We start from the raw sequence: 26,276 nt of genomic DNA on the forward strand, positions 1-26,276 counted from the left end.
ATGTTTATTTGGGAAAAAGACAGTATCAATAAAGAACAGGAAGATGCAATTCTTGAAGATAATAGCGTACTTCTTATTGCTTGTCCCGGAAGCGGTAAAACGAGAACCCTTACATTCAAAATTGCTTATGAGTTAAGCAGGTTGAAATCAGACAAGGAATTCGTTATAGCCATAACCTACACTAATAGAGCTTCCGATGAGATAAAGGAGCGGGTTGAGTTATTAGGTGTCGATACGTCACAATTATGGATTGGCACTATCCATTCTTTTTGTATGGAATGGATTTTAAAGCCATATCATTTGTATTCTGAACGATTGAAGAACGGCTTTAAGGTTATCAATTCTTTTGACAGCGAAAAGATATTGACCGAATTATGCAAACCCTATAAAGAAGAAAAAATAACCTATTATGATTGTGGCATCCTTGCCAAAACTGATAATTTCTATTTGACCTGTTTAGACACAAAAAAACATAATTCGTTACAAAAAATTCTTGGGGAATATTTTGCAATCCTTGAAAAAAACCGACAGATTGATTTTGAACAAATTTTGTTTTACGCTTATGAAATACTCAAATCAAAACCAGTTGTAGCAAATATTCTATCCAAATTATTCCCTTTTATTTTAATTGATGAGTATCAGGATACTAAGGAAATACAGTATCACATCATATCCAAAATATTAAGCGTTAACAAAGGCAATTCAAAAACACTTATTGTTGGAGACCCAAACCAATCTATTTACGACTCGCTGGGAGGTTACCCAATGCCTAAAGATGAATTAGAAAAATTATTAGGATTTGAATTGACCCCATTAAGCTTAGATAAAAACTATAGGTCATCGTCGGCTATTATCAACTATTTTGATTATTATAAAACTTTCGACACTCCAATTGTTGCATTTGGTAATGGAAAAGATTATCCAAGTATAATTACATTTAATTCAGTTGTCTCAGTTGATGATTTAATTGAAGAATTAGCTCAGTTAATTTTGTACAATGTAGAAACAGCCGGAATTAGCCCAAACGAAATATGCATCACTGCTCCACAATGGGTACATATCGCAAGCATTACAAGAAAACTTATCATCAGACTTCCTGATTTCAGTTTTGACGGACCAGGAATGGCTCCTTTTTCTCGGGATATTGATAATTTTTGGTTCAAGGTTTCAAGAGTTGCATTGACGGAACCATCTCCTTTTATGTATGTAAGAAGGCTAAGGTGGAGTAAAGAAATATTAAATGAACTGGATAGTGCAGGTGTTGATGTTTCAAATGTAAGTAGTAAAGAATTTTTAAGAATTTGTAATTCTTTTGAGATAAACGAGACAGATGGTTTAACTTATTTAAAAAGTTTCTTTAATCAGATTTGTGAAAAGTTAAAAATTGTACTGCCCAATTTTCCCTTGTTAGATGAACATTTCAATTCATTTTTTGCAAGTTCTGAAAGTAGAATTCAGAGATTGATTGATGAAGGAAATCCATATATTGGGGATATTGAAAATTTCAGAAAAGTATTCAGACAGCGAGATGGAATTACTGTTTCCACAATACACGGAACTAAAGGTGAAGAATACGATGCAGTTATTGGCTTTGGCTTATTGGACGGTTATGTTCCTCATTTTAATGATAATAATGGTATTGAAAATTCAAAGAAACTCTTGTATGTATTAGCTTCGAGAGCAAGAAAAAATTTACATCTTATTTCTGAAAAATATAGAAATGTTCATAAGTTTTATGCGCCAGATGGAAAGCCCCCAACCTCACATTTGCTTGAGTATACTTATGATTATTCTTTCCAAAAATTTGAAGGGATGGATTGAGCCATTAAAAAAATAAATTACGATGCCATTAAAAATAAATGTACCCTACAGCGATAAAGACAGTGCCAAATCAAAAGGCGCTTTTTGGGATGTAGAACAAAAAACTTGGTTTGTTCCTGACCATAAGGATATTAATGATTTCCAGCACTGGATAGACAAATCAAAAGTATCGGTTATTATAAAATCGCCCGTATCAATTGCTTTAAATAGTAGTGATTGCTATAAATGTGCAAACAAAACTGCTGTCATTTCCTTAGCTTCAAATAATTTTTATTATTTGAATACCGACGAAAATGAGGATGAAAAATGGTTTCGAGCCGATGGATTGTCTTTTTTTAGTATGCCAGTATTCATCGAAAATGAAATTGCAGGTAAAATCAAAAGATTATTTCCAAATTATAAAATTGCATATTCTAAAACAAGTAGTTATTGGGCTAATCATTGTGAACATTGTGGAGCCTTGCAAGGCGATTTTTTTCTACATTCAGAACCGGGCGGCGCTTTCTTTCCTTTAGAAATAGAAGAATATGAACAATTAACTTTCATTACTGTTCCGTCAAAATTTGATGTAGAAATAGATGCTGATTATTCTTGGTTAAGCAATGCTGATGTCATTCCTAAATATGCCAAATCAGTATCCTACGAAGAATTTTTAGAGCAGCAAAAATAAAAAGGGAGTTTGCTCACACAAATTCCCCAATATCAAAATCACTCACATCACTTTTCCGCAAAGTGGAAGAACCGGCATCCGTCTCAGAAGTGAGAGTACTGTCCAAAAGCTCGGCAATTCTTCTGGAAGCACCATCTATTGAACTTTCCAGCAAACTAAATAATTCGGTTCCCTGTAATCTTTGAACTATATCTACCGCTGTTTCCTTTTGGGCTGGTTCCAATTCTTCTTTTTGGAGCAACATCCCCACGGAGCTTAGTTCTTCAAAGGTAACCCCTTGGGCAAAACCGTCATCGCCATCGGATATTCCGTACCTGTTCCATTCCTCTTCCTCTTCATCCAAATCAGGTATATTTCTGAAAACTTCGTCCAGCTCTTCCTGCGGAATTTGAATACCTACGTTTTCATTTTCGTCGTATTCTATGTCTAAATTATCAGGATTTATTTCGTCTTCCTCAATTTGGCGTTCATTGGCAGTGTTTGGCATCGAAAGGCTTCTTACTGGCTTAGGCAGACCCATAATATCAGGAAGATTTGGATTGATTTTTTCTTGTGTCGGTTTTTGTTTCGACTTTTTATTGATGATGATTTTATCTTGTACAAGCAAGAAAATTACAATCAGCAAGCATATTACAATTACTATTTCCATAATTAAATGTTTTAAAAAATGGGTTTATATTTCTCATTAAAATCGTCTATAATGGCTTTCTCAAATACTTCAAAATGATGCTCCAAAATATTATCAAGGTAAGCATACAGCGGTATTTCATCTTTTCCTATAACCTGTATAATGCGGGATAATCGTTCGTGATATTCCTGCCGGATGTAGATGCTTTTATCTCCACGCTTTGTCATCGAATGCGTTTTCAAAAAATGGTCGCCATAACTTCCATCAAGAATTTTCTTTGTTCGGTTCTTTTCCTTTTGGGCAGGTTTATTTCTTGAAAATTCTTCTTGTTTTACAGCCTCATTTTCCATTTTTTCAATGGGTTCAGGAGGAAGCTGTATTCCGTCTTTTTTTACGCCATCCACCATCAAGTTCATCATCATTTCCTCGTTAATATCGGGCGTAGCTTTTCTTTTATTATCTTTCTCCATAAGGCTATAATTGAATGATTTTTAAAAACTCCTCGATGAATAAATTCAATTGACAAGCTTTCATCAATCGTTCATCCGGCGGCATTACTGTGGAACGGAAAACTGTTTTGCTATCCGCTTCACTTTCTTTGCGGAAACGTGTACTGTTCTTGATTTGGCTTTGCATCAAACTCAATCCTAATTGCTCAATCAATTGATTGTAAACAGCATACAATGGCGTACTTTCTCTTCCGTCCACTTGGTTCCAAAAAAGATGAATGGTTTCTATGGAGGTTTCTCCTTTTTTCATAATCACATCCTGCAAAAGTTGTGTAAAAATGAGTGTACTCTCCATTACTACACGGTCTGCTGCGATGGGCGTAAAAATGTGATGCATTCCCGCCAATGCATTCAGAATTCCTGGCGTGTTCACAGTTCCTGGCAAGTCAAAAAATACCACATCCACAGGAGTGGTAGAAGTATTTACAAATTCTTGAGCCGCTTCCAATACACTATCCGCTTTGTGCTGCATAATCGGATAGGCTTTTTTGTTGATGGTGGTAAATTGTTTGTACGCCAGCTTTTTTAAAGTTTCATTTTCCATAACCATTGCCAAATCTCTTGTCTTCATTTTCATCAGACTGTGTTGTGGAAAATCCGCATCAAATACAGCTACATTGTAGCCCAATCTATAGTGCATCGTACTTGCAACGAGCGTTGTAAATGTACTTTTGCCAACGCCACCTTTTTGAGAAGAAAATGCAATAAACAGAGGTTTCTTTTTTGTGTCCATATTTTAAAAATTTAAAGTTTTCGTATTCTTGTTTTCAGGCTTGCTTGCAGGATAACCGGCAGTCTTTCTTTATTGAATTCGTGATTTCCTACTGGTCTGCAAGACAGCACTCATTATTGTTTGCTATCAGTCAGGATAGCCATCATTCTAGCGTTCCTATAATCCTGCATTCACGAAAGCAATCTTGATTACAAGCCGTCACGCTATCATTCTTTCATCCTTGCAATCCTGCCGTCAAGATTGCTGGATTATCTGCATTCCGGAATGCTATCAATCTATCATCCCTGATGGAGTTCCTGCCAACATTCAAAAGCAAAGAAATCATCATTTTCAATCAATTTTATGGCTTTGGCGGTGTTTGGCACTCAAAGGCAATGTTTGTCTTGGTAATGTCTTGCAATACTCTCATAAGCAGATCTTTACTTTGTAAAATGATTTTTATTAACAGATTTATGCAAAGTATCTCTCAAAAATGGACACTAAACAGAACGGCATCGAGCCGTTTTTCCCTGTTAAATTTAATCCGTCCCGAAGGGCGGATTTTTGTGTTCATCAGAACACGGCAAGTTGTGTTTTGAGGCACTCGAAACCGAGTTCGTGCCTCAAAACAACTTGCCCTGCCGGGAGCTGAAAAAACCACTCCGAAGTCGAGGTTTTGTATGAATTTAAAATGGATTAGTGATGAATGAGAATAATAAAAGAAAACAAAATAAAGGCGGACGGAAGGCAAAAATCGACCCAAGCATCCACCGCCACGTTTTTCGTCTTACTGATGAAGAAAATGCCAAACTTTTATCGCTTTTTGAAACATCGGGAATGCCCAATAAAGCAAAGTTTATCATTTCTCTGTTGTTTGGTAACGAGATGAAATCAGTTAAAATAGATAAAGGCACGGTTGATTTTTATATGAGATTGACTTCGTTTCATAGTCAATTTCGTTCTGTGGGTGTCAATTACAACCAAATAGTGAAGCTTTTGTATAAGAATTTTTCCGAGAAAAAAGCCGCAGCGTTTCTATACAAATTAGAAAAACAAACGGCTGAAATGGCAATGTTGTGTCAAAAAATCATTCAGATTAGCGAAGAATTTGAAACAAAGTATCTGAAAAAACAGCCTTAGAAATGATAGCAAAAATTGGCAGAAGCGGAAATCTATATGGAGCATTGGCGTACAATCAACTGAAAGTGGAGAATGAGAACGGACAGATTTTGTTCACCAATAAGATGATTGAAACCGCTAATGGTCATTATTCCGTTTCGCAATTGGCTCAATCTTTTGCACCTTATCTCATAGCGAACCGCAATACCGAGAAACACACCTTGCATATTTCGCTCAATCCTGACCCGAGAGATGAGGTAAGTGATGACAAGTTTCGAGAAATGGCGGAAGAATATATGCGTGAAATGGGCTATGGCGAACAGCCTTTTGTGATTTTCAAACATACCGATATTGACCGCAGCCATATCCATATTGTTTCGGTTTGCGTGGATGAAGAAGGTAAAAAGATTTCTGATAAATTCGAGAAAATGCGGTCTATGAATGTGTGCCGGGAACTCGAAAGGAAACACGGATTGATAGCTGCTACAGATAAAGAACATAAACTGAATGACAAGATTTTTAGTCCCATAAATTACAAAGCAGGCGATGTAAAAAGTCAGATAGCTTCAGTTATTCGCCATTTGCCAAACTATTATCAATACCAAACTTTGGGAGAATACAACGCCTTGCTTTCTTTGTTTAACATTACCACCGAAAAGGTAGAAGGAGAATTGCAAGGGCAGTTGCAGAAGGGTTTATTGTACATTCCCTTAAATGAAAAAGGAGAAAAAGCAGGTCATCCGTTCAAGGCATCTTTGTTTGGGAAAAGTGCTGGACTTCCAGCTTTGGAATTGCATTTTGAGCAAAGTAAAATTGCATTAAAAAATAATCCTGTTCAAAAAACTTTAAAATCTGCTATAAACATTGCTTTACAATCAACAACTGATGAATTGAGTTTTAAGAAACAATTAACCGAACAAGGAATTAATGTAGTGGTGCGCAGAAATGATGTAGGACGAATTTACGGAATAACTTTTATAGACCATAATTCTAAGACAATTTGGAATGGTTCACGATTGGGAAAAGAACTTTCTGCTAATACTTTTAACGATTATTGGAATAACAACATCAAACCGGAAATTAAAGAACCAGTTCAATCACAAATAAAAGCTTCTAAGTCAAACGATGCGGAAAATTTACCTGTGGAAAAACCTCATCATTTCTTCGATTTTTTAAATACTGAAAAACACGAAGATGGTTTGGTCGAAGCATTGGGCGGCTTATTGCCTGAAATACAAGGAGAAGATTATGAAGAACAAGATTTTGCAAATAAAATGAAGAAGAAAAGGAAACGCCATAGAGGACAGCAATAGCAATCCGCCAAACAATGCCATTCGCAGACATTGACTACCACATTTTAAAAACCAATATTTACAACTTTTAAATTCACGCCCGAACATTAAAACTAAAATAATGCAGGGAGAAGACGATTTAAGAGGTCTTGCCAAAATAATGGCATTTATGCGGGCAGTAAGTATCCTTTTGGTACTGATGCACCTTTATTGGTTCTGCTACGGTTTCTTTTTGGAACGTGGCTGGACGCTGGAAATAATCAACAAAATCTTAGGCAATTTTGACCGAACAGCCGGTTTGTTTTCGCACAATTTATACACCAAAATTTTTGCTTTGGTACTGTTGGCATTAAGCTGTTTGGGAACAAAAGGCGTTAAAAATGAGAAGATAACTTGGTCTAAAATATATGTAGCTTTGTCGATTGGAATTATTTTGTTTTTTCTGAATTTTCCTTTGTTGAAACTACCTTTATTAACTGCCACATTTCTGTATATTTTTACCACTGCTTTAGGTTATATTGCTTTGATGGTAGCAGGAGTTTGGATGAGCCGTTTACTCCGTACCAATTTAATGGAAGATGTTTTCAACAATGAGAATGAGAGTTTTCAGCAGGAAACTAAATTGATGGAAAACGAGTATTCTGTCAATCTTCCTACAAAGTTTTATTATAAGGGCAAATGGAATAATGGCTGGATAAATATTGTCAATCCTTTCCGGGCGACTATTGTTTTGGGAACACCCGGTTCTGGAAAATCTTATGCGATTGTAAATAATTATATAAAGCAACAAATTGAAAAAGGGTTTTCAATGTACATCTACGATTTTAAATTTGATGACCTTTCTACCATTGCATACAATCATTTATTAAAACATCGGGATAAATACAAAGTTCAGCCAAAATTTTATGTGATAAATTTTGACGACCCACGAAAAAGCCACCGTTGCAATCCGCTCAATCCTGATTTTATGACGGATATTTCTGATGCCTACGAAGCTGCTTATACCATAATGCTAAACCTCAACCGAAGTTGGATACAGAAACAAGGCGATTTTTTTGTAGAAAGTCCGATAATTTTGTTAGCTGCCATTATTTGGTATTTGAAAATTTACGATGACGGAAAATATTGCACATTTCCGCACGCTATTGAATTGCTGAACAAAAAATATTCAGATGTTTTCACGATTTTAACTTCATATCCCGATTTGGAAAACTATTTATCTCCTTTTATGGATGCGTGGCAAGGTGGCGCACAAGACCAATTGCAAGGACAAATTGCATCGGCAAAAATCCCTTTATCAAGAATGATTTCTCCGCAGTTGTATTGGGTTATGACTGGCGATGATTTTTCTTTGGATATTAATAATCCTGAAGAACCTAAAATTTTATGTGTAGGTAATAATCCCGACCGACAGAATATTTATTCCGCAGCGTTGGGATTATACAATTCAAGGATTGTAAAGCTAATCAACAAAAAAGGGCAATTAAAAAGTTCGGTTATCATAGACGAATTGCCAACTATTTACTTTAGAGGATTGGATAATTTGATTGCAACTGCAAGAAGTAATAAAGTGGCTGTTTGTTTAGGTTTTCAAGATTTTTCACAATTGACGAGAGATTATGGCGACAAGGAAAGCAAGGTTATTCAGAATACGGTTGGTAATATTTTCAGCGGACAAGTGGTGGGAGAAACTGCAAAAAGCCTTTCGGAACGTTTCGGAAAGGTGTTGCAGAAAAGACAAAGTTTAACCATCAACCGAAGCGACAAATCAACTTCCATTTCTACGCAATTGGACAGTTTAATCCCAGCTTCAAAAATTTCAACTTTAACACAAGGGATGTTTGTTGGTGCAGTTTCGGATAACTTCGATGAGCGAATTGAACAGAAAATCTTTCACGCTGAAATTGTGGTGGACAATGAAAGTGTAGCATCAGAAACCAAAGCGTACCAAAAGATACCACAAATATTATCTTTCGTAAACCAGCAGGGCGAAGATGAAATGAAAAAACAGATTGAAGGGAATTACCGACAAATAAAGATGGACATTTTGAATATTGTAGAAAATGAATTGGAAAGAATTAAGAACGACCCAGATTTACAACATTTATTACAGCAGGCATAAAATGTTCTTACAACTACTTCAGTAAGCAGACAAATTTAAAAATGGTTGGTTAGGGAGTTATTATTAAATTTATTATGGTTCTTAAATTCTTTTTTTTGCTTTCTTTTGTTACCAACAAAACTTATTTGTATATCTTTGTCAAAATGTTGCGTAGATACACTGCCATATTATTCTTAATTGTTGCCCAAATAATGATTTTGGGGCACGGCATTGTATCGCACCATCACCACCTTGAAATTGTTAATGACGAACATCATAACGGCAAAAACAATGGCGAAACACCCTTAGAGATTGCATTTTCGGGTTTTATACACGCTGGTGAAAACATATCCTTTACAAATTCAAGCGAAACTAAAATTGTCATTTCCAAGGACGACGTAAAATCTATTAAGGCTCTGCCTATTCATTTTACTGCGCCCGTTGAATATATAGTTGACTATCAGAAAAATACTTTTCCACCAGATAGGCATATTATTTATCTACCACCGCTCCACGGAGCCTATTCCCTTCGGGGTCCCCCTTCATTCATTGTTGCTTAACTTTCAATCCTCGAAAGTTAAAATTTGACGTATGCCCATTTTTTCGGGCAAATTATTTATTTCTTACTATCAAATTTTTTAAACAATGAAAAAATCATTCATTATAGCGGCTTTTGCTGCCCTTACCTTAGTTGCCTGCAATACCAACGAGAAAAAATCTTCAGATAATACTGATCAAGTGACACCTGTGGAAACAGCAAATCAAGATAGCATTGATAAAGCACACGGGCATTCCCACGATCCTTCCGGTAATCATACTGCACCTGCTGCAAAAGCAGATAGTTCAACTGTAGCTCCTTTAAAGCAGGACAGTATTGATAAAGCACACGGACATAAGCATTAATTAATTTTTTAAGCAAAGTCTTATAATCATTGTAGCAAAGCCTGCGACTGTTTGGTATTGCGTACCCTTGTACGCAGTACTGCCAGGCTTTTATTGCCTAACTAAAAAATTAATTTCAAATGCAGTATGTAAAAATTGTTTTATCAATAGCCTTATTGCTATTGGTTTCAGGGTCGGCGTATGCTCACGGAGTAGATGAGGATACCCAAACTTTTTTAAGTGGAAATTCAGGCGTTGCTTTTGTACCGTTCCTGTATATAGGGGCAAAACATATGCTTACAGGTTACGACCACTTATTATTTCTTGTGGGCGTTATCTTTTTTCTTTATCGTCCAAAAGAAGTGCTTTTGTATGTGAGTTTTTTTACCATTGGTCATAGTATTACCCTTTTATTAGGTGTACTGGCAGATATGGCTATCAACGCTTACCTCATCGATGCTATTATAGCACTTTCAATCGTTTACAAAGGTTTTGATAATTTAGGTGGCTTTCAAAAATTCCTTGGTCGCCAGCCTAATACAAAAGCGGCTGTCTTAATCTTTGGACTTTTTCACGGTTTCGGTTTAGCCAGTAAATTACAGGAATTGAGTTTTGACCGAACAGGATTATTGACCAACCTGCTTGGTTTCAATATCGGTGTAGAGATAGGTCAATTCATCGCCTTAGCTCTTGTATTATTTGTTATCACCCTTTGGAGAAAATCACCGAGCTTTTTCAAATTCTCTACAGTTACCAATATGTTGCTTATGGCAGCGGGCTTTTTATTATTCGGCTACCAGTTAGTCGGTTATTTTAACTCTTAACAATTATCAAAATGTCAGAAATAGCACATAAAGTTTTAGATAAAAAATCTATCATAAAGCAGGTAATCATTGCTTTAATTATTGGAACCACCCTTCTCGTAAGTGCAGTATTACCAGCTGAATATGGTATAGACCCCTTAGGAATAGGAAAGGCAACCGGTTTCAGCAAGTTATATGTACCAGAAGGAAGTACAGAAAATCTAAGTTCAGAACCGCACAAGATATTGAAAATGGAAAATGTAGGTTCGCCGGCGGATGTGGCAAAGCCTGATGCCGCAAACAACCCTGCGCCTGCTACACAATTGGCAGAACGTACAGATGATGTAAGCGTAGTTATTCCTGCCGGTAAAGGATTGGAGTACAAAGTAAATATGTTGAAATACGGACAATTAAAATATGAGTGGATTACCGATAAAGGTGAACTGTACTTTGATTTTCACGGAGAGGTAAAAAACAACAGCAACTACTTTGAAAGCTACACCATTGCTTATTCAAACAATATGGCAGGTTCATTTCTTGCTCCGTTTGAAGGTCCGCAAGGATGGTATTTCAAAAACAATTCAAATGAGGACATTACTGTCAAAATCAAAATGAAAGGACAGTATCTCCTTAAACAATAACCATTCAAACAAGATTATGATATGTTAAACAACATCATTCATTTTTCAATAAAAAATAAGTTGGTAATAGGATTATTTACCCTGGCATTAATTTGCTGGGGTTCCTATTCCGTTACCAAACTTCCTATTGATGCAACGCCCGATATTACAGACAATCAGGTAATGGTAATCACAGTATCGCCCACATTGGCAGCGCAGGAAGTAGAACAGCTCGTAACCTTTCCGGTAGAGCAAACAATGGTAAGTATTCCCGGCATAAAAGATATGCGTTCTTTTTCTCGCTTTGGTCTTTCCATAGTTACAATTGTCTTTGAAGAAAAAGTAGACATTTATTGGGGAAGACAACAAGTTCAGGAGCGGTTGACCTTGGCTGCTAAAAACATACCCGAAGGTGTCGGTGTTCCTGAAATGGCACCGCTTACCACAGGTTTAGGCGAAATTTACCAATACGTCATCCATCCTAAAAAAGGATATGAAGACAAATACGATGCTACCGAATTAAGAACTATTCAGGATTGGATTATTAAAAGACAACTTTTAGGAACACCGGGAGTAGCAGAAGTAAGCGGGTTTGGCGGATTTGTAAAACAGTATGAAATAGCCATAGAGCCAGACAGGCTCGCCAGCCAAAACATCAATATATCCGATATTTTCACCGCTTTAGAAAAGAATAATCAAAACACTGGTGGTGCTTATATCGATAAAGGCCCAAATGCTTTCTTTATTCGAAGCGAAGGTTTGGTAAAGAATATTGAGGAAATTAAAAAAATCGTAGTTAAAAACGAAGGGGGCATTCCTGTTTTGTTAAGGGATGTGGCAGATGTCCGTTTCGGAAATGGGGCAAGATATGGGGCAGCAACAAGAAATGCGCAGGGAGAAACCGTTACCGGAATTGTGATGATGCTAAAAGGTGCCAACTCTTCTGAAGTAATTACCAATGTAAAAGCAAAGATTGAAGAAATTCAAAAAAGTTTGCCCGAAGGTGTAGAGATAGAGCCGTTTCTTGACAGGAAAAAATTAGTAGATGGCGCCATATCAACAGTATCAACCAACTTGGTAGAAGGTGCTTTAATTGTAATTTTTGTTTTGATACTTTTCCTTGGTAATCTGCGTGGCGGTCTTGTGGTAGCCTCGGTTATTCCATTGGCAATGCTGTTTGCCATAGCGATGATGAACCTTTTTGGCGTATCCGGAAACCTAATGAGCCTTGGTGCCATCGATTTCGGAATTATTGTCGACGGAACGGTAATCATTGTAGAAGCAGTACTACACCGAATAACAACCAGCAAAAACCGGTACGGCGGAGTAGAAAAACTTACACAAGAACAAATGGATGAAGAAGTGTTTCAGTCTTCAACCAAAATTCGTTCGGCAGCAGCATTTGGAGAAATCATCATTCTTATTGTTTACCTACCGTTACTGGCATTGGTAGGTGTAGAAGGCAAGATGTTTACACCAATGGCGCAAACCGTTTCATTTGCTATTATGGGCGCATTCCTATTGTCATTCACTTATGTTCCGATGATGTCTGCATTAGTCCTCAGCAAAAAGACCACGCACAAAGACAACTTTTCGGATAAAATGATGAGAGCCATTCAAAGAGTGTACAGCCCCATCATTGAAGGAGCAATGAAACGAAAGCTGTTGGTAATATCTATTGCCGTGGCAATGTTTGTTATAACCCTTTTTGCATTCAACAGAATGGGCGGAGAATTTATACCCCAATTAGATGAGGGTGACTTTGCAGTAGAAACAAGAGTTCCCGTGGGCAGTTCCATTAACCAGATGATAGATGTATCCCAAAAAGCGCAAGATATTTTACTGAAAAATTATCCCGAAGTAAAGCAGGTAGTGAATAAGATAGGTTCGGGAGAAATCCCTACAGACCCAATGCCGATTGAAGCCGGTGATATGGTCGTTGTTTTAAAACCTAAAAAAGAATGGACAAGCGCAGCAGATAGAGAAGAATTGATTGATAAAATGCAACAATCACTTGCTGTTATTCCCAATGCTACTTTCAGCTTTCAACAGCCTATACAAATGCGTTTTAATGAGTTGCTAACCGGAGCTAAGCAAGATGTTGTCTTGAAAATTTATGGAGAAGACCTGGATGTACTTTCAGATTTGGCTTCTGATGTAGGAAAGAAAATAAAATCCGTTGAAGGTGTAGAAGATTTGTATGTTGAAGAAATCACAGGATTGCCACAAATAAGCATCCAATTCGACAGAGATAAAATAGCACAATACGGTATGAACGTAGAAGATGTAAACAGTGCCATTGAAACAGGATTTGCGGGAAAAACTGCAGGCTTGCTGTACGAAGGAGAAAGAAGATTTGATGTAGTGGTAAGATTAGACAGCGCATCAAGAGCCGACATTACAGATGTACAAAACCTATTTGTAAGTACACCAACAGGACAGCAGATACCTTTAAGCGAAGTCGCCAATATTTCCTATAAACCGGGTCCTGTACAAATACAGAGAGATAATGCCAAAAGACGTATTACGCTTGGTTTCAATGTTCGTAACCGCGATGTAAAAAGCATTGTGAATGATATACAGGACATCGTTGCAGCCAAAGTAAAAATGCCGGCAGGTTATCATATTACTTACGGCGGACAGTTCAAAAATCTGGAAGAAGCCAATGCAAGACTTGCCGTAGCCTTACCGGTAGCGCTATTGCTTATTTTGCTATTGCTCTATTTTACATTCCGTTCTGTGAAGCAAGGTTTGCTGATTTTTACAGCTATTCCGCTTTCAGCTATAGGTGGTGTATTTGCATTGCTGATAAGAGATATGCCTTTTAGTATTTCTGCTGGTGTAGGATTTATTGCGCTATTTGGCGTAGCGGTATTGAACGGTATTGTACTCATTGCAGAATTTAACCGATTGGCAAAAGAAGGCGTTACCGATATTTATGAGCGAGTGCGCATTGGCACAAAAGTGAGGTTAAGACCCGTATTAATGACGGCAATGGTGGCATCATTAGGTTTTCTTCCGATGGCTATTTCTTCCTCATCAGGTGCAGAAGTACAACGTCCTTTAGCAACCGTGGTTATTGGCGGGCTGATAACTGCAACAGCGCTTACCTTACTGGTGCTTCCGGTGCTCTATATCTATTTTACAAAATCAACATTCAAAATGAAAAAGAATAAAACATTACCAACGGCAATATTGCTCTTAGGTTTTTTATGCTTTTCATCTACACTGAAAGCGCAGGTATCTTCTGGAACAAACACAAGAGTATTGACCTTACAGCAATCTATTGATGAAGCCGTAAAAAACAACAACAGCATAAGGATTGCCGAATACAACATCAATGTTCAAAAAGCTTTGAAAAAAGGAAGCGTAACCATTCCAAAAACTGAGCTTTCTTACACACAGGGCGTTGTAAGCAACCCAACCATTAATGATAATCTCATTAACGTGACCCAACGCTTTGACTTTCCTACACTGTACAGCAACCAGTCAAAACTGGCACAAGAAAAGATAATCAGCACAGAAAAATACAAAGCCGTTTCGGAAAATGAATTGATAGAAAATGTGAAGCTGGCGTATTTGCAATACCAGTATGTTCTGGAAAAAGGAAAACTCATTGCAGCGTTAGACAGTATTTACAGCAATCTGAGCAAAGCAAGTGATGCAAGATACAGAACGGGAGAAAGTACCAATCTTGAAAAAATGACCTCTTCCGTTCAGTTAAAACAAATTCAAAATGAACTTGAAAAAAACAATGCCGATGTGAAAATTGCCAAACAACAATTGCAAACTTTACTGAATACCACAGATGATATCAGCATTGCAGAAACCAACCTTACGGCTAAAGAATTACTATTAACTATCGAAAACTTTTCTGCAAATAACAATCCCATTATTGGATACCTGCAACAAGAAGTAAACGTAAGCCAGCAGGAAATACAGGTTGAAAAGAGTAAAATGTTGCCCGAAATTATTTTGGGTTATAGCGCTCAGACTTATAAAGGAATGCAGACCATCAATGGTATTGACAGGACTTATACCGGAAAAGACAGGTTTAGCTTTTTTCAAATTGGTATTGGCATTCCATTGTTTCCGGGAGGTTATAAATCAAAAATTAATGCAGCAAAAATTAACCGGGAAATTGCAGCAACACAGGTGGAGCTGAATAAAACCAACCTCAATGGTCAGTTAAAAGAATTGGAACAGCAATATGCCAAACTTCAGAATGAGCTGAATTATTATCAGCAACAAGCTCTGCCACAAGCCAATTTAATCATCAGCAATTCCGAAAAAAGTTTTAAAAGCGGTGAGGTTTCCTATGCCCAGCATTTGCAAAATTTAACGCTGGCAAATAACATTCGTACCGCTTACGTAGAAAGCCTGTACAATTTCAATAAGGCAATTATCGCCATTGAAACACTTTCCGGCAATAAATAATCATTAAAAAAATTAGAAAAATGAATAGTTCGTTCAAAAAATACATTCCCTTTTTACTAATCGTAGTAATTACGGTGTTATCCTGTAAAGACCAAAAAGAAACAGCTACAGAACAGGCAGTTACAGAGAACAAAACCGATACTGCATCCCAAGTAAAACAAATAACATTTACGCCAGACCAGTACAAATTATCGGATATACAAACGGGTACTATAGAACTGCGAAACCTAAGCAATATCATCAAACTAACGGGTGCAATTGAAGCCGAACCCAACAGTGTAGCCACCGTATCTGCACCTTTAGGCGGTTACATCAAATCAGCAGGTTTATTACCCGGGCAATTTGTAAAAAAAGGGCAACAATTAGCCACACTCGAAAACCCTGAATTTATTTCCATACAACAGGAGTATTTAGAAAGCATTGGCAGGTTAGAATACCTATCGCAGGAATACAAAAGACAACAGGATTTAAGAAATGAGGATATAAATGCAGCAAAAACCTACCAGCAGGTAAGTTCCGACTTCAAAGTAATGAAAGCCCGCATCTCAGGATTAGAGCAGCAAATGGCTTTGATTGGCATCAGTACTGCTTCTCTTAAAAGGAGCAATAAAATTTCGAGAACAGCGGGCATTTATGCACCCATATCAGGTTACATAAAAAACAGCAATACCAATATCGGAAAATACGCATCGCCTACCGATATCCTATTTGAAATTACAGATACCAATGACCTACATCTTGCTTTAAATGCCTTTGAGAAAGATTTAGGCAAAATTCAGGTAGGGCAAACCGTTAGGTTTTCACTATCCAATGAAAATGATTACAAGCACACCGGAAAAGTATTTTTGGTTGGGCAGGCTGCAGACGATAAAAAGATGATACCCGTACATTGCCATTTTACTAAAGATGTAAAACTACTGCCGGGAATGTATGTAAAAGCGTGGGTAGAAACCGGAACAGATGAAAAAAATGCAGTGCCGAATGATGCACTTGTACAGTTAGAAGGAGTGGATTATATTATTGCGCAGACCAATGAAGGCAAAAACGGTTATACTTTTCAATTAATACAAGTTGCCAAAGGCATAGAACAAGAAGGTTACACGGGCATAGAATTACCATCAACAGCAAATCCTCAACAAATAAAAATAGTTACCAAAAATGCGTACACTATTTTATCAGCGATTAAAAATGCCGAAGAAGAGGAATAGTTAAGATTTGCCCCAAATAGAAGTTAAAATATGTCCCTATTTATATTACAAAACATTATCCACTATACGCTGCATTTTTTCTTTCCAGGGTTAGTTGCTTTTGTATTTTTTAAAAAGGAATGGAAAACGGTTTGGATAATTTTATTATCAACGATGCTTGTTGACATTGACCATCTGTTTGCCGAACCAATATTTGATCCAAACAGATGCAGTGTAGGATTTCACTTTCTGCATTCATATTACGCTATAGTGCTGTATGTTTTGTTGTTCCTATTTGGAAACAAAATAATAAGAATTATTGCCCTTGGTTTATTGCTGCATATGGTAGCCGATTTTCAGGACTGTTTGTGGTAGTGAACGATTAATAACAAAAATTTTAAGAAATGCTTTTAAACAAAAAAATATCTATTTCATACTTTGTTAAGCAAGTAAAATGGCAAATATTCTTTGTAGTTACCTTTGCTCTAACCATTGGTTTTCTGCATTTAACCCCTGTACTGGCAGATATTGCAATACCATTTAGCATATTGGCTCTTTTAGGAACTATTGTTTCTATTTTACTTGCCTTTAGAACCTCACAGTCTTATGAAAGATGGTGGGAGGCGAGGATTGTTTGGGGAGCTATCGTTAATGACTCTCGAATACTTACAAGGCAATTGAACCAATTTCTATCGACTAAAGAAAAAGAAGAAATTAAAATCTTTGCTCAACGGCAAATTGTATGGGTGTATGCTCTGGGCGAAACCTTGAGGAAAGTAGGATTTTCTTCAAAAGTCGAAGCGTATATTAATTTTCATAAAATTAGTGCTGTCAATATTCCAAACGCTATTCTTGATGAGCATTCTAAACAAATGGGTTTTTTAGCAGAACAAAGAAAAATTTCGGAGTTTCAGCAACTGCAACTAAACGAAACAATTACTAAGCTATGTGATAGTATGGGGAAATGTGAACGCATAAAAAACACGGTATTCCCAAGAGCGTACAGCCTGCTATTACATACATTAATCTACGTTTTTACCATCTTGGTGCCATTCGGATTAGAGCATTCGCAGTTTACTATACAAATTATACTGTCAATACTTATTCCTATAATGTTTATTGCCATAGAAAAAACCGCCATAATGATGCAAGACCCATTTGAGAATACACCTGTTGATACTCCGATGACATCGCTGGCTTTAACCATAGAAATCAATATCAAGCAAATGATTGGTGAAGACGAAATACCCCAAAAGAAAGACAATGAGCTTTATTTTGAAATGTAGTGGTACTTAAGTTTTTATTATCAAACCTGTGTATCTGTCGTACAGAAATCAAAATTAAATAGACAATGAATAAAATAATTAAACCAATTATAGAACCCTTCAAATCTCTGAGGAATGCTACTTTTGCAAAGCTATATTTCGCCCAAATCGCAAGCCTTTTGGGTGATGCTTTTACTTGGCTCGGTTTGGCTTTGCTTACCTACCAAATGAGCCCTAAAAACGCAGCGGCAATATTAGCATCAGCCCTTACTTTAAGGGTAACAGCCTATATTCTCTTTTCGCCTTTTGCAGGTGTTGTATCAGAAAGATTTCAACGAAAGCAGATACTGCTCGTTACACAGGTGGCAAGAATGACAATCGTATGTGCGTTACCATTCGTTAATGCCGAATGGCAATTATATGGGTTGATATTTGCCTTGAATGTATTTGCAGCATTTTTTACACCAACTTATAGGGCAATTATTCCACAGATAGTTGAAAAAGAAATTTACAGAGAAGCCAATGGTTTATCAATGGCAACATTTCAGTTATTGAGTGTTTTCGGACCCGCACTGGCAGGGATTTTCGCAGTATGGATGGGTGCTACACAAATATTTTTCATAAATGGTGCAACTCTTTTCGTTGCTATACTTATAATACTTACTATTCCCAAAGGAACATTGCAAAAAGGTGTAAATAATGAGAATACAGCATCTAAAAATACGTGGAATGAAGTATTAAAAGGCATTCGATTACTATTCGGTAACAAAATTGTTCGTTTCGCTTTAAGCATCGAGTTTATATCAGCTATTGCAGGAGCTATCATCTTAGTAAATACAATAGGTTTGGTTAAAAATTCCTTGAAATTGGATGACCAACATTACGGTTGGATAATGTCAATTTTTGGCGTGGGTGCAGCTATTACCGCATTCTTATTGGGAAGTTTAGACAAATCGAAAAGTAGAAGTGTATCCCTAATAAGCGGTGCAATGTTACTAGGTATAGCCATTAGTTTTGCTAATTTTTTACCATACAACGGAGTAATGTTTTTATGGGTTTTGGCAGGTATCGGTCAAACATTAGCAGATATGCCGTCCGAAACCCTAATCGGCGAAAATATTGAAGCCAAAGACCACGGCAAAGTATATGGTGCTCATTTCGCATTTTCCCATTTATGGTGGGCAATAGCCTATCCCATTGCAGGATTTTTAGGTACACAGTTTCCCGGTCGGGAGTTTTTGTATGGCGGTATTGCCACAATTATTTTAGCGATTGCAGCTATTCTGCTGATTAGAAAACCACAGGTAAAACAATAAAAATGGCTTAATGAAAATAATTAGGACATTTATTAATTAGCCCAGATATTAATCCCAAAAGATAAATATATGACTAAATTCTTCAATGAAACGTTGCATAAACTAGAAACTGAAATCACAGAAATTGAAGCGGAAAGCTGTTTTCAAAAAGTTGAAGCAATCATCAACCTTATTGTAAATTCTTTGTCCGAATTAAAGGAGTATGTCCTGAAAAATGAATTCCAAGATAAAGAGGAAGAAATCCGCTTTTTCAAATATCAGAAACCTGTAATTGTTGCCAAGCTTATTTTTTACAACGCCATCTATAAAATCGAAACCAAAAGACCCTACGGTGCAAAACTCATTAAAAAATACTTAAATATAGAATTAAGGAAATTGAAAAGATTTTTTGAAAGTAATCTTGAATTTTATAAATACTATCGAACCAACAATACCTACATTGATGAAAAAATTTTTGTACGTGGCAAATATGATATTAAGCTAAGTTTAGATACTTTTTATTTTCAGGCAGACCATACCTTTTCGACTTCTCACGATTATAAAGTTGCAAAAATTATTGCCAATGACCAGCTTCAAATTTACATCGAAAACCAACTTCATAAAGCAACAAACGAAGAAAAATCAACCGATTTGCCCACACTAAATTGGACTGCCAGTAAAACGGCGTTGATAGAACTAATTTATGCTTTGCATTCCCAAGCTGTTTTTGAAGGTGGAAACATAGATCTAAAAGTGATAGCCAAAACATTTGGACAAACTTTTAATATAGATTTAGGCGATTTTTACCACACTTACATCGAACTGAAAAGCCGCAAAATCAACCGTACAAAATTCCTTGATAACCTTAAAGAAAGTCTTCTGAAAAAAATGGACGAACAAGACGAAATGTAAACGGTTTGATATTTTTAAACACCTCTTGAAAGATGAATGCTTTTATTCTTTAAAGCACTTTCGGGATTGGCTGTTTTTAGCGTTTGTTTTTCAATTTTTTCTTTCTCTTCGCCTTTATTTTCGGGGTTTATTGATAATTGTATCTTCCGTTCAACCGAAGCCAATTCAGTTTTCAGTTCACTCAATCTGTCTTCTTTTGCCCAAGTCCCATTTATCACTTCCTGAAGCACAGGTAAATCTTTTTGTATTTCTACGATTTTCTTTTTCTCTTGGTCGATGTAGCTTGGTAATTTTTCCAATGCGTTTAGGAAATTCATTGCAGCCAGCTTTTCATCTTTAGCAATTAAACCGTTGTTGTAGGTATATTTAATGTTTCCTTCGCCCTGAACCAAAAATCGGTTTACCCGAATATCCAAACCTTCTTTTTCAGACATTTCGGTTTTTACCAACAACGTAAATCCGTACAAATTTCCAATCTCTTCGTACTGACCGCCAGTTCGGGATTTATCTGCAAGTTGATTGAGCTTGATGCCGATTTGTTTTATATCTGCATTAAGTGGTAAACCGTCTAACTGTACAGGATTTGCAATAGTTCCATCCGAATGTTTTTGAATGCGTTGTTTTAAATTTCCCCAATCGAGGTTCATTCTGTTGAAACGAGATTGTGCGCTTTCCAATAACACTGTATAATCTTGCAATTTGTATTTGGCACTAGATTTAGAACGGTTGAAAGCTTGTTTTTCGCTTTCCAAACCTGCAATTTGTTTTTCTAATTTGGCTTTATCCAACAGGTCTGTATTTCCTGAAAGTATCGCCACATATTCCGAAAAATTCATTCCCGATTTTTCATCCATACTTCCTTCGTCAATCGTTCGTTTGCCCAGGTTATTGTTTTTTAATTGGTCAATAAAAAGTTGTTTGTTGTAAAGCAGATTGAACTTATAACTATCCAATGATTTTTCTACTGCATAGATAATTACATCCACTTTGTTGTTGGCAAAGAACTTGGCGATTTCATTGCCTTTGCGAACAGCTCTGCCATCACGTTGAGCAAGGTCGCTTGGTCGCCACGGCGTATCAAGATGATGAACAGCAACGGCTCTTTTCTGCGCATTCACGCCTGTTCCAAGCATACTTGTAGAACCGAAAAGTACACGAATTTTGCCTTCGTTCATTCCTTTAATAAGTTCCTTACGTTGCTTATCATTTTTGGCTTCTTGTATAAAACGGATTTCGTGAGCAGATACACCGTGGTCTTCCACAAGTTTGCGTTTGATTTCAGAATACACATTCCATTCGCCAGGTTTATAAGTTCCCAAATCAGAAAAAACGAACTGCGTTCCTTTCTGTGCATTGTATTGGTTGTAATATTTAGCAATAGTTGCTGCACAATGCGAAGCCTTGCTATCGGGATGGTCTTCGTATTTCCCACTTACCATTCGCATATCCAACGACATTTTGCGGGCGTAGTCTGTAGCAATGAGCATTTTTGCTTTTTCTTCACTTTGCGACAACGGTGGTCTTCCCAGCAACTCGGCATTTCCTGTTTTTGCAAAATCCATTAATTTTTGAATAAATGCAGACTGGTCTGGAGTAGGCGGAATAGTATATAAAATCTCATTCTTATCCGGTCGGTCAATTCCTATATCTTTTGCCGTTCTGTAATCTGTAATTTCAGAATAGAATTGCGCCAATTCCGGCACTTTTATAAAATATCGAAAACGTTCTTTTGCAACAATATTATTGGCAACTGAAAATTCATAATCGGTCGTTTTTCTTGCGTAAATAGCTGCCCAAGCATCAAAAGAATGAATGCCCTGTTTTTCCATTGCTCTTGGTCGCAGGTATTTAAACAAAAGGTACAACTCCGTCAAAGAATTGCTGATAGTTGTTCCCGAAAGAAAAGTGGCTCCCATATCCGCATTGATGCGCTCCTGAATGGTGCGGATAGCAAAGAGCAGGTTCATTGCCTTTTGGCTTCCGTCCACATTTCCCAATCCTGCAACCCTTGAATGCCTTGTATTAAACATCAGATTTTTGAATTGATGGCTTTCGTCCACAAACAAATGGTCAATGCCCATCATCTTAAAATCAACCACATCATCTTTGCGATTATCAATATCGTGTTGCAGAGTTTTTAGTTTTACTTCAAGGTTTTCTTTTCGTTTGATTACTCCGGCAAGCATTCCTCTGGTAACTTCTTTGCCCTGCGATTGCAACGCATCGAGGTTTCGTTCTACGCTATCTAACTCAATTTGTAGAATTTCTTTTTGCATTTCGGACGATTGCGGTATCATCCCGAATTGGTCGTGCGTGAGGATGACGCAATCCCAATCGTTGTTTTTAATATCGCCAAAAATCCTCAGACGTTTTTGAGGTGTAAAATCTTCTTTGCCCGGAAACAGAATTTTAGCGTGAGGATAAGCAGTGCGGTAGGCTTCAGCAATTTCGTGAACATTACTTTTCAGCCCGATAATCATTGGTTTATGGGCTAATCCCAAACGTTTAATTTCCTGTGCTGCGGTACACATTACCAATGTTTTTCCTGCACCAACTTCGTGGTCGCAAATAGCACCGTTGTTCAGTTTTATCATCCAAACAGTGTCTTTTTGGCTCGAATATAAGTCTTCAATGCCTAAAGCCTTACGGTCTAATCCCGGAAAGTCCTGATGGCTTCCGTCATAATTTGGTCGAACGAAACAATTGAAAGTATCATTGTATTGGTCGGTCAGCCTGTTTTTAAACTCATCATTTTGGGCGTGAAGCCATTCCGAAAAAGCAGTACGGATTTCATCAATTTTGGTATTCGCCATTTGGATGGCTTCCATATCCCGTACTTTAACCTCTTGTCCCTCTACTGTAATTTTTTTAGTAATGTCGGGCGTGGTGTTAACGAGAGCGTGTTTTAGCAATGCAATTCCATCAAACGTTCTGCTTTCTGATTTGACGGCATATTTCTCCCATATATGCAAATTCCCTCGATTACATTTTACAGAAAAATCATCAGAGCTTTCGGAATAATGGATAACTACATCTGTATCGAACAAGTGCGAAGCAAAACGAGCATAAATTCCTGTTGGCATCCAACGTTCACCGAGGTTAAAATCGAGTTCTTCAAACTCAATTCTTCTTGGTCGGGCTTCTTCCAAAACGGTAAGGCTTGCTTTAGCTTCGGTATCATCGGGATTGCGTTCGAGATACGATTTGACTTCTTGGGCTTTCTCCACTACGTTGCCAGCAATCCATCGTTCGGATATTTCATATTCCTTTTGTAATGGATTGTAGAAAATGCGACCGTGTAAGGCTTCTTTCAAAGCATCGTCAGCCATACCGCTGATTTCAGACATATAATTCAAATCCACGCTACCATATTTATTCAATGAAGCCGCTAAAGCTTCTTCGGGATTATCCGTTGCTATGGTTATGGTAGAAAAACTTACTGGACGGCTGAATATATCCGCTTTGTGCACCACACCGCCAACAACACGCTCCAAATAAGGAATTTCCTTACCGGAACTATCCGTTTTTATAAGTTTGATATTATCCGCACTATTGAGATTGCCATACTTTTTGATAAAAACATCGTATAATTGGTTAAGGTTTTCTCTTTCTCCTTTTTGTTCGGTATGAAATTTTGCCTCTTTATTGTAAAGTTCTTGGTAAACATCACGGACGGCAATGTATGCTTCGGCTCTTGCGTTCTGTAAAGTGGGCAATCGCAAAGGATGGAAAACTGCTTTACCATTTGAATTGTCTACATCTTGCAAATGACCGACCCAACCATTATCCACAACAAGGCAATCGTTTCGGTGGAATGATTGAAGTTCGCCGCTAAATATTACAGGTTCAGGAATATTTTCGGGAACTGCTGGTTGAGTAACTTGGTCATTTCCGTCTAAACTTGAAAACAGGTCACCAATAACTTCCTGTTTTTTGCTATAGTTTGATGTAATTACATTCTCAGAACTATTAGCAACAGAAGGTATATAAGATTGTTGCACACTACTGAATAGGTTGGCTTGGCGACCGTTGGTACGGCTGCTTTTTTTAGCGTTTTGCCTTTTGGTTGGTGTAGTCGTTTTAGGAGGAACAATTACCGTTACAGGTTCATTCACATTTTCAAATAAGTCGAAAATGCTTAACTGTTTTAATTCTTGAGCGCTTCCCTGAGTGATGACGGTTTCGATATTTGGAGAAGTTATTTTTGGCTCAATTGGAATTTGGATAATAGGTTCATTGTTGCGTTCGCCTCTGTACAAGCCTAAATTCAGGTGCTTGCCAAAATCTTCGGAAAGCATTTGTTTGAGGTCTTTGGCAATTCCATCAAATCCGTCCTTATGTGTATAAATGAGTGCTGGTTTTCCGTAAGGGTCGGTATCAAGTTTTTGGTTGGTATAAACAATTCTCGAGTTGTCTTGAAAGTAAGCGTTACCAATTGTATTAAATTCCGTTGGTTTGCTTTGACAAAAAAGTTCTTCAATTTCAGTAAGTTTCTCCTTTGCTGTATTTTTTTGAAGGATAATCAAATCACTGCCAACTTCAGTACCTGCATATTCGGTAAACAAATTGTTGGGCAATCTGACCACCGAAACCAAATTGTTATCCTCCATTGATGCCCTGCGAATAGGCTCATTCTTCGGGCTATTTAAAATCCCTTGAGAAGTAATGTAAACCAACAAACCGCCTTCACGAAGCATATCAGCACCTTTCAGAAAGAAGTAATTATGTATGCTTCGAGCTGCTTGCACTTTTGCGCTGTCTTTGTTGCGGGAATAGGAAAGGTCGAAAACGGAAGTATCTCCAAACGGTATGTTGCTGGCGATTACATCATAGCTGTTTTGTTCCTTTTCGGGAATTTCCTCAAAGCCACTTACACGGATATTGCTTTCGGGATAAAGCTGCTTTAAAATCTTGCCTGTGAGCAAATCCTTTTCATAGGCGGTAACACTGGCTTTTTGATTTTCTGAAAAGGATTGTATGAAAGACCCAATACCTGCGGATGGTTCGAGGAATTTTTCAATGTTCAGACCGCTTTCACGCAATGTAGTAGAAATAGCATCTATGACCTGTGGTGGTGTATAAAAAGCCGTCAATACAGAACTTTTCATACTATCTACATACTTGCGGTATTGTTTTTCGTCTTCTGAATTTTCTTTGAGTAGCTGGTGGAGTTCCTGTGCAATTGGGAAAAGGTCGTGTTCTGTTTTTCTCCAATTGTTGATGTCTATTTCTTTCGCTATAGGGTTCAACACAAATTTAAGACCGCCAAATCCGCTGTATTGCATCATTAGCAGTCTTTCGCCTACGGTGGCTTGCCGTTTCTCCTTATCCAGTGTAAAAGCAATTCGCAGGGCATCAATGTTCTGTTGGAGATGTTGCTTTTTACTGAAGCCCATTTTCCTCTATCCATAATGCGATGGTTCCCGTCAGTTCAGTATAGAGCAGGTCGAAATCTGTGTTATAGGCGAAGTCATCGGTTAATTCATAGCCATCGAAAATTGGCTTACAAATTGGAAACATTTTCAAGGCAAATAGTCGAAGTTCTTCATCTGCCATTACCGTATCAAATTCATTACAAACCACTTCAAAAACAGTATCGAATTTTGAGAAGTGCAAACCTTCAAAAAGAATGTAATTGGCTATTTCATTGCATTTTTCAACATCATTGCCTGATTGAAAAGCACCTTCATATACATTTGCAGCCAATGAAGCACGATGCTCTATAAATTTTTGGTCGTGGGCTTTTTCGGGGAAGCTGGTGTTTAATAAATCTTTAAGTCGTAAACTGAAATACGACAGGTCTTTTTTTGGAGTATCCATACTATAATTTTATTTTGAATTTTATTTAAAATCAAAATTATGGCAGGAGATAAAATCAACGTTAGAGATGGTAGAGATTGGCTTTGAAAGGCGTAGTTTGTCTGGTTGAAAAAAAATTCAGTTTAAAAAAATGTATTTTTATTGATTAAAAATGTTGTGATATGAAAAAGAAACCAATCACTGAAAATTAAAATTTGCCAAGT

The 26,276-nt window shown here is 37.2% G+C and carries 20 protein-coding genes; 15 read left to right on the forward strand and 5 right to left on the reverse strand.

The features are described 5' to 3' along the window. Positions 1 to 1,821: a UvrD-helicase domain-containing protein gene (locus AYC65_RS06315; RefSeq protein ID WP_074229971.1), complete on the forward strand. Its 1,821-nt coding sequence runs from the start codon at positions 1 to 3 to the stop codon at positions 1,819 to 1,821. Between the two features lie 22 nt (positions 1,822 to 1,843). Next, on the forward strand, positions 1,844 to 2,491 hold the full coding sequence (locus tag AYC65_RS06320; protein ID WP_078674561.1) for a DUF5710 domain-containing protein: 648 nt from the start codon (positions 1,844 to 1,846) through the stop codon (positions 2,489 to 2,491). Between the two features lie 13 nt (positions 2,492 to 2,504). Here the strand turns inward: AYC65_RS06320 and AYC65_RS06325 are convergent, their stop codons facing one another. Genes AYC65_RS06325 through AYC65_RS06335 form a run of 3 tightly spaced genes read right to left on the reverse strand, consistent with a single transcriptional unit; the run spans position 2,505 to position 4,361 of the window. Beyond that, positions 2,505 to 3,140 (reverse strand): conjugal transfer protein TraD, encoded by a 636-nt coding sequence (locus AYC65_RS06325; RefSeq protein ID WP_074229973.1) that lies wholly within the window; start codon positions 3,138 to 3,140, stop codon positions 2,505 to 2,507. A gap of 11 nt (positions 3,141 to 3,151) precedes the next feature. Continuing rightward, positions 3,152 to 3,589, reverse strand: coding sequence for a DUF3408 domain-containing protein (locus AYC65_RS06330; protein WP_078674560.1), 438 nt, complete (start codon positions 3,587 to 3,589; stop codon positions 3,152 to 3,154). 4 nt (positions 3,590 to 3,593) lie between these two features. Then, entirely contained in the window at positions 3,594 to 4,361 is a 768-nt protein-coding gene (locus AYC65_RS06335) for a ParA family protein (RefSeq protein WP_074229975.1), read from the reverse strand. 681 nt (positions 4,362 to 5,042) lie between these two features. On the opposite strand from AYC65_RS06335, the gene mobA reads away from it, so the two are divergent. The 13 genes from mobA (at position 5,043) to AYC65_RS06400 (ending at position 20,253) form a co-directional block, all read left to right on the forward strand. Then, positions 5,043 to 5,480, forward strand: coding sequence for a conjugal transfer protein MobA (mobA, locus tag AYC65_RS06340; protein ID WP_050378358.1), 438 nt, complete (start codon positions 5,043 to 5,045; stop codon positions 5,478 to 5,480). A 2-nt stretch (positions 5,481 to 5,482) separates the two neighbouring features. Further along, positions 5,483 to 6,772 carry a conjugal transfer protein MobB gene (gene mobB, locus AYC65_RS06345; RefSeq protein ID WP_050378357.1) on the forward strand — a complete coding sequence of 430 codons (1,290 nt, stop codon included), beginning with the start codon at positions 5,483 to 5,485 and terminating at the stop codon, positions 6,770 to 6,772. Between the two features lie 100 nt (positions 6,773 to 6,872). Beyond that, positions 6,873 to 8,873, forward strand: a complete 2,001-nt coding sequence (gene mobC / locus AYC65_RS06350) for a conjugal transfer protein MobC (protein ID WP_074229978.1) — start codon at positions 6,873 to 6,875, stop codon at positions 8,871 to 8,873. Positions 8,874 to 8,947: 74 nt separating this feature from the next. Next, on the forward strand, positions 8,948 to 9,412 hold the full coding sequence (locus AYC65_RS06355) for a hypothetical protein (protein WP_228418650.1): 465 nt from the start codon (positions 8,948 to 8,950) through the stop codon (positions 9,410 to 9,412). Between the two features lie 85 nt (positions 9,413 to 9,497). Continuing rightward, complete coding sequence (locus AYC65_RS06360) at positions 9,498 to 9,755, forward strand: hypothetical protein (RefSeq protein ID WP_074229980.1); 258 nt, start codon at positions 9,498 to 9,500, stop codon at positions 9,753 to 9,755. 119 nt (positions 9,756 to 9,874) lie between these two features. Then, positions 9,875 to 10,558 carry a HupE/UreJ family protein gene (locus tag AYC65_RS06365; RefSeq protein ID WP_074229981.1) on the forward strand — a complete coding sequence of 228 codons (684 nt, stop codon included), beginning with the start codon at positions 9,875 to 9,877 and terminating at the stop codon, positions 10,556 to 10,558. Positions 10,559 to 10,569: 11 nt separating this feature from the next. Next, complete coding sequence (locus AYC65_RS06370; RefSeq protein WP_074229982.1) at positions 10,570 to 11,178, forward strand: hypothetical protein; 609 nt, start codon at positions 10,570 to 10,572, stop codon at positions 11,176 to 11,178. A gap of 21 nt (positions 11,179 to 11,199) precedes the next feature. Continuing rightward, entirely contained in the window at positions 11,200 to 15,594 is a 4,395-nt protein-coding gene (locus AYC65_RS06375; RefSeq protein ID WP_078674559.1) for a CusA/CzcA family heavy metal efflux RND transporter, read from the forward strand. A gap of 20 nt (positions 15,595 to 15,614) precedes the next feature. Further along, positions 15,615 to 16,802 carry an efflux RND transporter periplasmic adaptor subunit gene (locus AYC65_RS06380; RefSeq protein ID WP_078674558.1) on the forward strand — a complete coding sequence of 396 codons (1,188 nt, stop codon included), beginning with the start codon at positions 15,615 to 15,617 and terminating at the stop codon, positions 16,800 to 16,802. A gap of 30 nt (positions 16,803 to 16,832) precedes the next feature. Continuing rightward, positions 16,833 to 17,156, forward strand: a complete 324-nt coding sequence (locus AYC65_RS20980; protein ID WP_074229985.1) for a DUF6122 family protein — start codon at positions 16,833 to 16,835, stop codon at positions 17,154 to 17,156. Between the two features lie 29 nt (positions 17,157 to 17,185). After that, positions 17,186 to 18,067, forward strand: a complete 882-nt coding sequence (locus AYC65_RS06390) for a bestrophin family protein (protein WP_074229986.1) — start codon at positions 17,186 to 17,188, stop codon at positions 18,065 to 18,067. A 65-nt stretch (positions 18,068 to 18,132) separates the two neighbouring features. Further along, positions 18,133 to 19,362 carry an MFS transporter gene (locus AYC65_RS06395; protein ID WP_074229987.1) on the forward strand — a complete coding sequence of 410 codons (1,230 nt, stop codon included), beginning with the start codon at positions 18,133 to 18,135 and terminating at the stop codon, positions 19,360 to 19,362. Positions 19,363 to 19,431: 69 nt separating this feature from the next. Next, on the forward strand, positions 19,432 to 20,253 hold the full coding sequence (locus tag AYC65_RS06400; protein WP_074229988.1) for an RteC domain-containing protein: 822 nt from the start codon (positions 19,432 to 19,434) through the stop codon (positions 20,251 to 20,253). Positions 20,254 to 20,267: 14 nt separating this feature from the next. Here the strand turns inward: AYC65_RS06400 and AYC65_RS06405 are convergent, their stop codons facing one another. Continuing rightward, positions 20,268 to 25,649, reverse strand: coding sequence for an N-6 DNA methylase (locus tag AYC65_RS06405; RefSeq protein ID WP_078674557.1), 5,382 nt, complete (start codon positions 25,647 to 25,649; stop codon positions 20,268 to 20,270). After that, complete coding sequence (locus tag AYC65_RS06410; RefSeq protein ID WP_074229990.1) at positions 25,636 to 26,073, reverse strand: DUF1896 domain-containing protein; 438 nt, start codon at positions 26,071 to 26,073, stop codon at positions 25,636 to 25,638. Before AYC65_RS06410 ends, AYC65_RS06405 begins: the two co-directional genes overlap by 14 nt. Positions 26,074 to 26,276 lie beyond the last annotated feature (203 nt).

It is taken from the genome of Elizabethkingia bruuniana (assembly GCF_002024805.1).
GTDB lineage: Bacteria > Bacteroidota > Bacteroidia > Flavobacteriales > Weeksellaceae > Elizabethkingia > Elizabethkingia bruuniana.

Excerpts from the sequence above, each read along its gene's own strand:
- AYC65_RS06315 (WP_074229971.1), top strand. The coding sequence starts at position 1 with ATGTTTATTTGGGAAAAAGACAGTATCAATAAAGAACAGGAAGATGCA.
- AYC65_RS06320 (WP_078674561.1), top strand. The coding sequence starts at position 1,844 with ATGCCATTAAAAATAAATGTACCCTACAGCGATAAAGACAGTGCCAAA.
- AYC65_RS06325 (WP_074229973.1), bottom strand. The coding sequence starts at position 3,140 with ATGGAAATAGTAATTGTAATATGCTTGCTGATTGTAATTTTCTTGCTT.
- AYC65_RS06330 (WP_078674560.1), bottom strand. The coding sequence starts at position 3,589 with ATGGAGAAAGATAATAAAAGAAAAGCTACGCCCGATATTAACGAGGAA.
- AYC65_RS06335 (WP_074229975.1), bottom strand. The coding sequence starts at position 4,361 with ATGGACACAAAAAAGAAACCTCTGTTTATTGCATTTTCTTCTCAAAAA.
- mobA (WP_050378358.1), top strand. The coding sequence starts at position 5,043 with ATGAATGAGAATAATAAAAGAAAACAAAATAAAGGCGGACGGAAGGCA.
- mobB (WP_050378357.1), top strand. The coding sequence starts at position 5,483 with ATGATAGCAAAAATTGGCAGAAGCGGAAATCTATATGGAGCATTGGCG.
- mobC (WP_074229978.1), top strand. The coding sequence starts at position 6,873 with ATGCAGGGAGAAGACGATTTAAGAGGTCTTGCCAAAATAATGGCATTT.
- AYC65_RS06355 (WP_228418650.1), top strand. The coding sequence starts at position 8,948 with ATGGTTCTTAAATTCTTTTTTTTGCTTTCTTTTGTTACCAACAAAACT.
- AYC65_RS06360 (WP_074229980.1), top strand. The coding sequence starts at position 9,498 with ATGAAAAAATCATTCATTATAGCGGCTTTTGCTGCCCTTACCTTAGTT.
- AYC65_RS06365 (WP_074229981.1), top strand. The coding sequence starts at position 9,875 with ATGCAGTATGTAAAAATTGTTTTATCAATAGCCTTATTGCTATTGGTT.
- AYC65_RS06370 (WP_074229982.1), top strand. The coding sequence starts at position 10,570 with ATGTCAGAAATAGCACATAAAGTTTTAGATAAAAAATCTATCATAAAG.
- AYC65_RS06375 (WP_078674559.1), top strand. The coding sequence starts at position 11,200 with ATGTTAAACAACATCATTCATTTTTCAATAAAAAATAAGTTGGTAATA.
- AYC65_RS06380 (WP_078674558.1), top strand. The coding sequence starts at position 15,615 with ATGAATAGTTCGTTCAAAAAATACATTCCCTTTTTACTAATCGTAGTA.
- AYC65_RS20980 (WP_074229985.1), top strand. The coding sequence starts at position 16,833 with ATGTCCCTATTTATATTACAAAACATTATCCACTATACGCTGCATTTT.
- AYC65_RS06390 (WP_074229986.1), top strand. The coding sequence starts at position 17,186 with ATGCTTTTAAACAAAAAAATATCTATTTCATACTTTGTTAAGCAAGTA.
- AYC65_RS06395 (WP_074229987.1), top strand. The coding sequence starts at position 18,133 with ATGAATAAAATAATTAAACCAATTATAGAACCCTTCAAATCTCTGAGG.
- AYC65_RS06400 (WP_074229988.1), top strand. The coding sequence starts at position 19,432 with ATGACTAAATTCTTCAATGAAACGTTGCATAAACTAGAAACTGAAATC.
- AYC65_RS06405 (WP_078674557.1), bottom strand. The coding sequence starts at position 25,649 with ATGGGCTTCAGTAAAAAGCAACATCTCCAACAGAACATTGATGCCCTG.
- AYC65_RS06410 (WP_074229990.1), bottom strand. The coding sequence starts at position 26,073 with ATGGATACTCCAAAAAAAGACCTGTCGTATTTCAGTTTACGACTTAAA.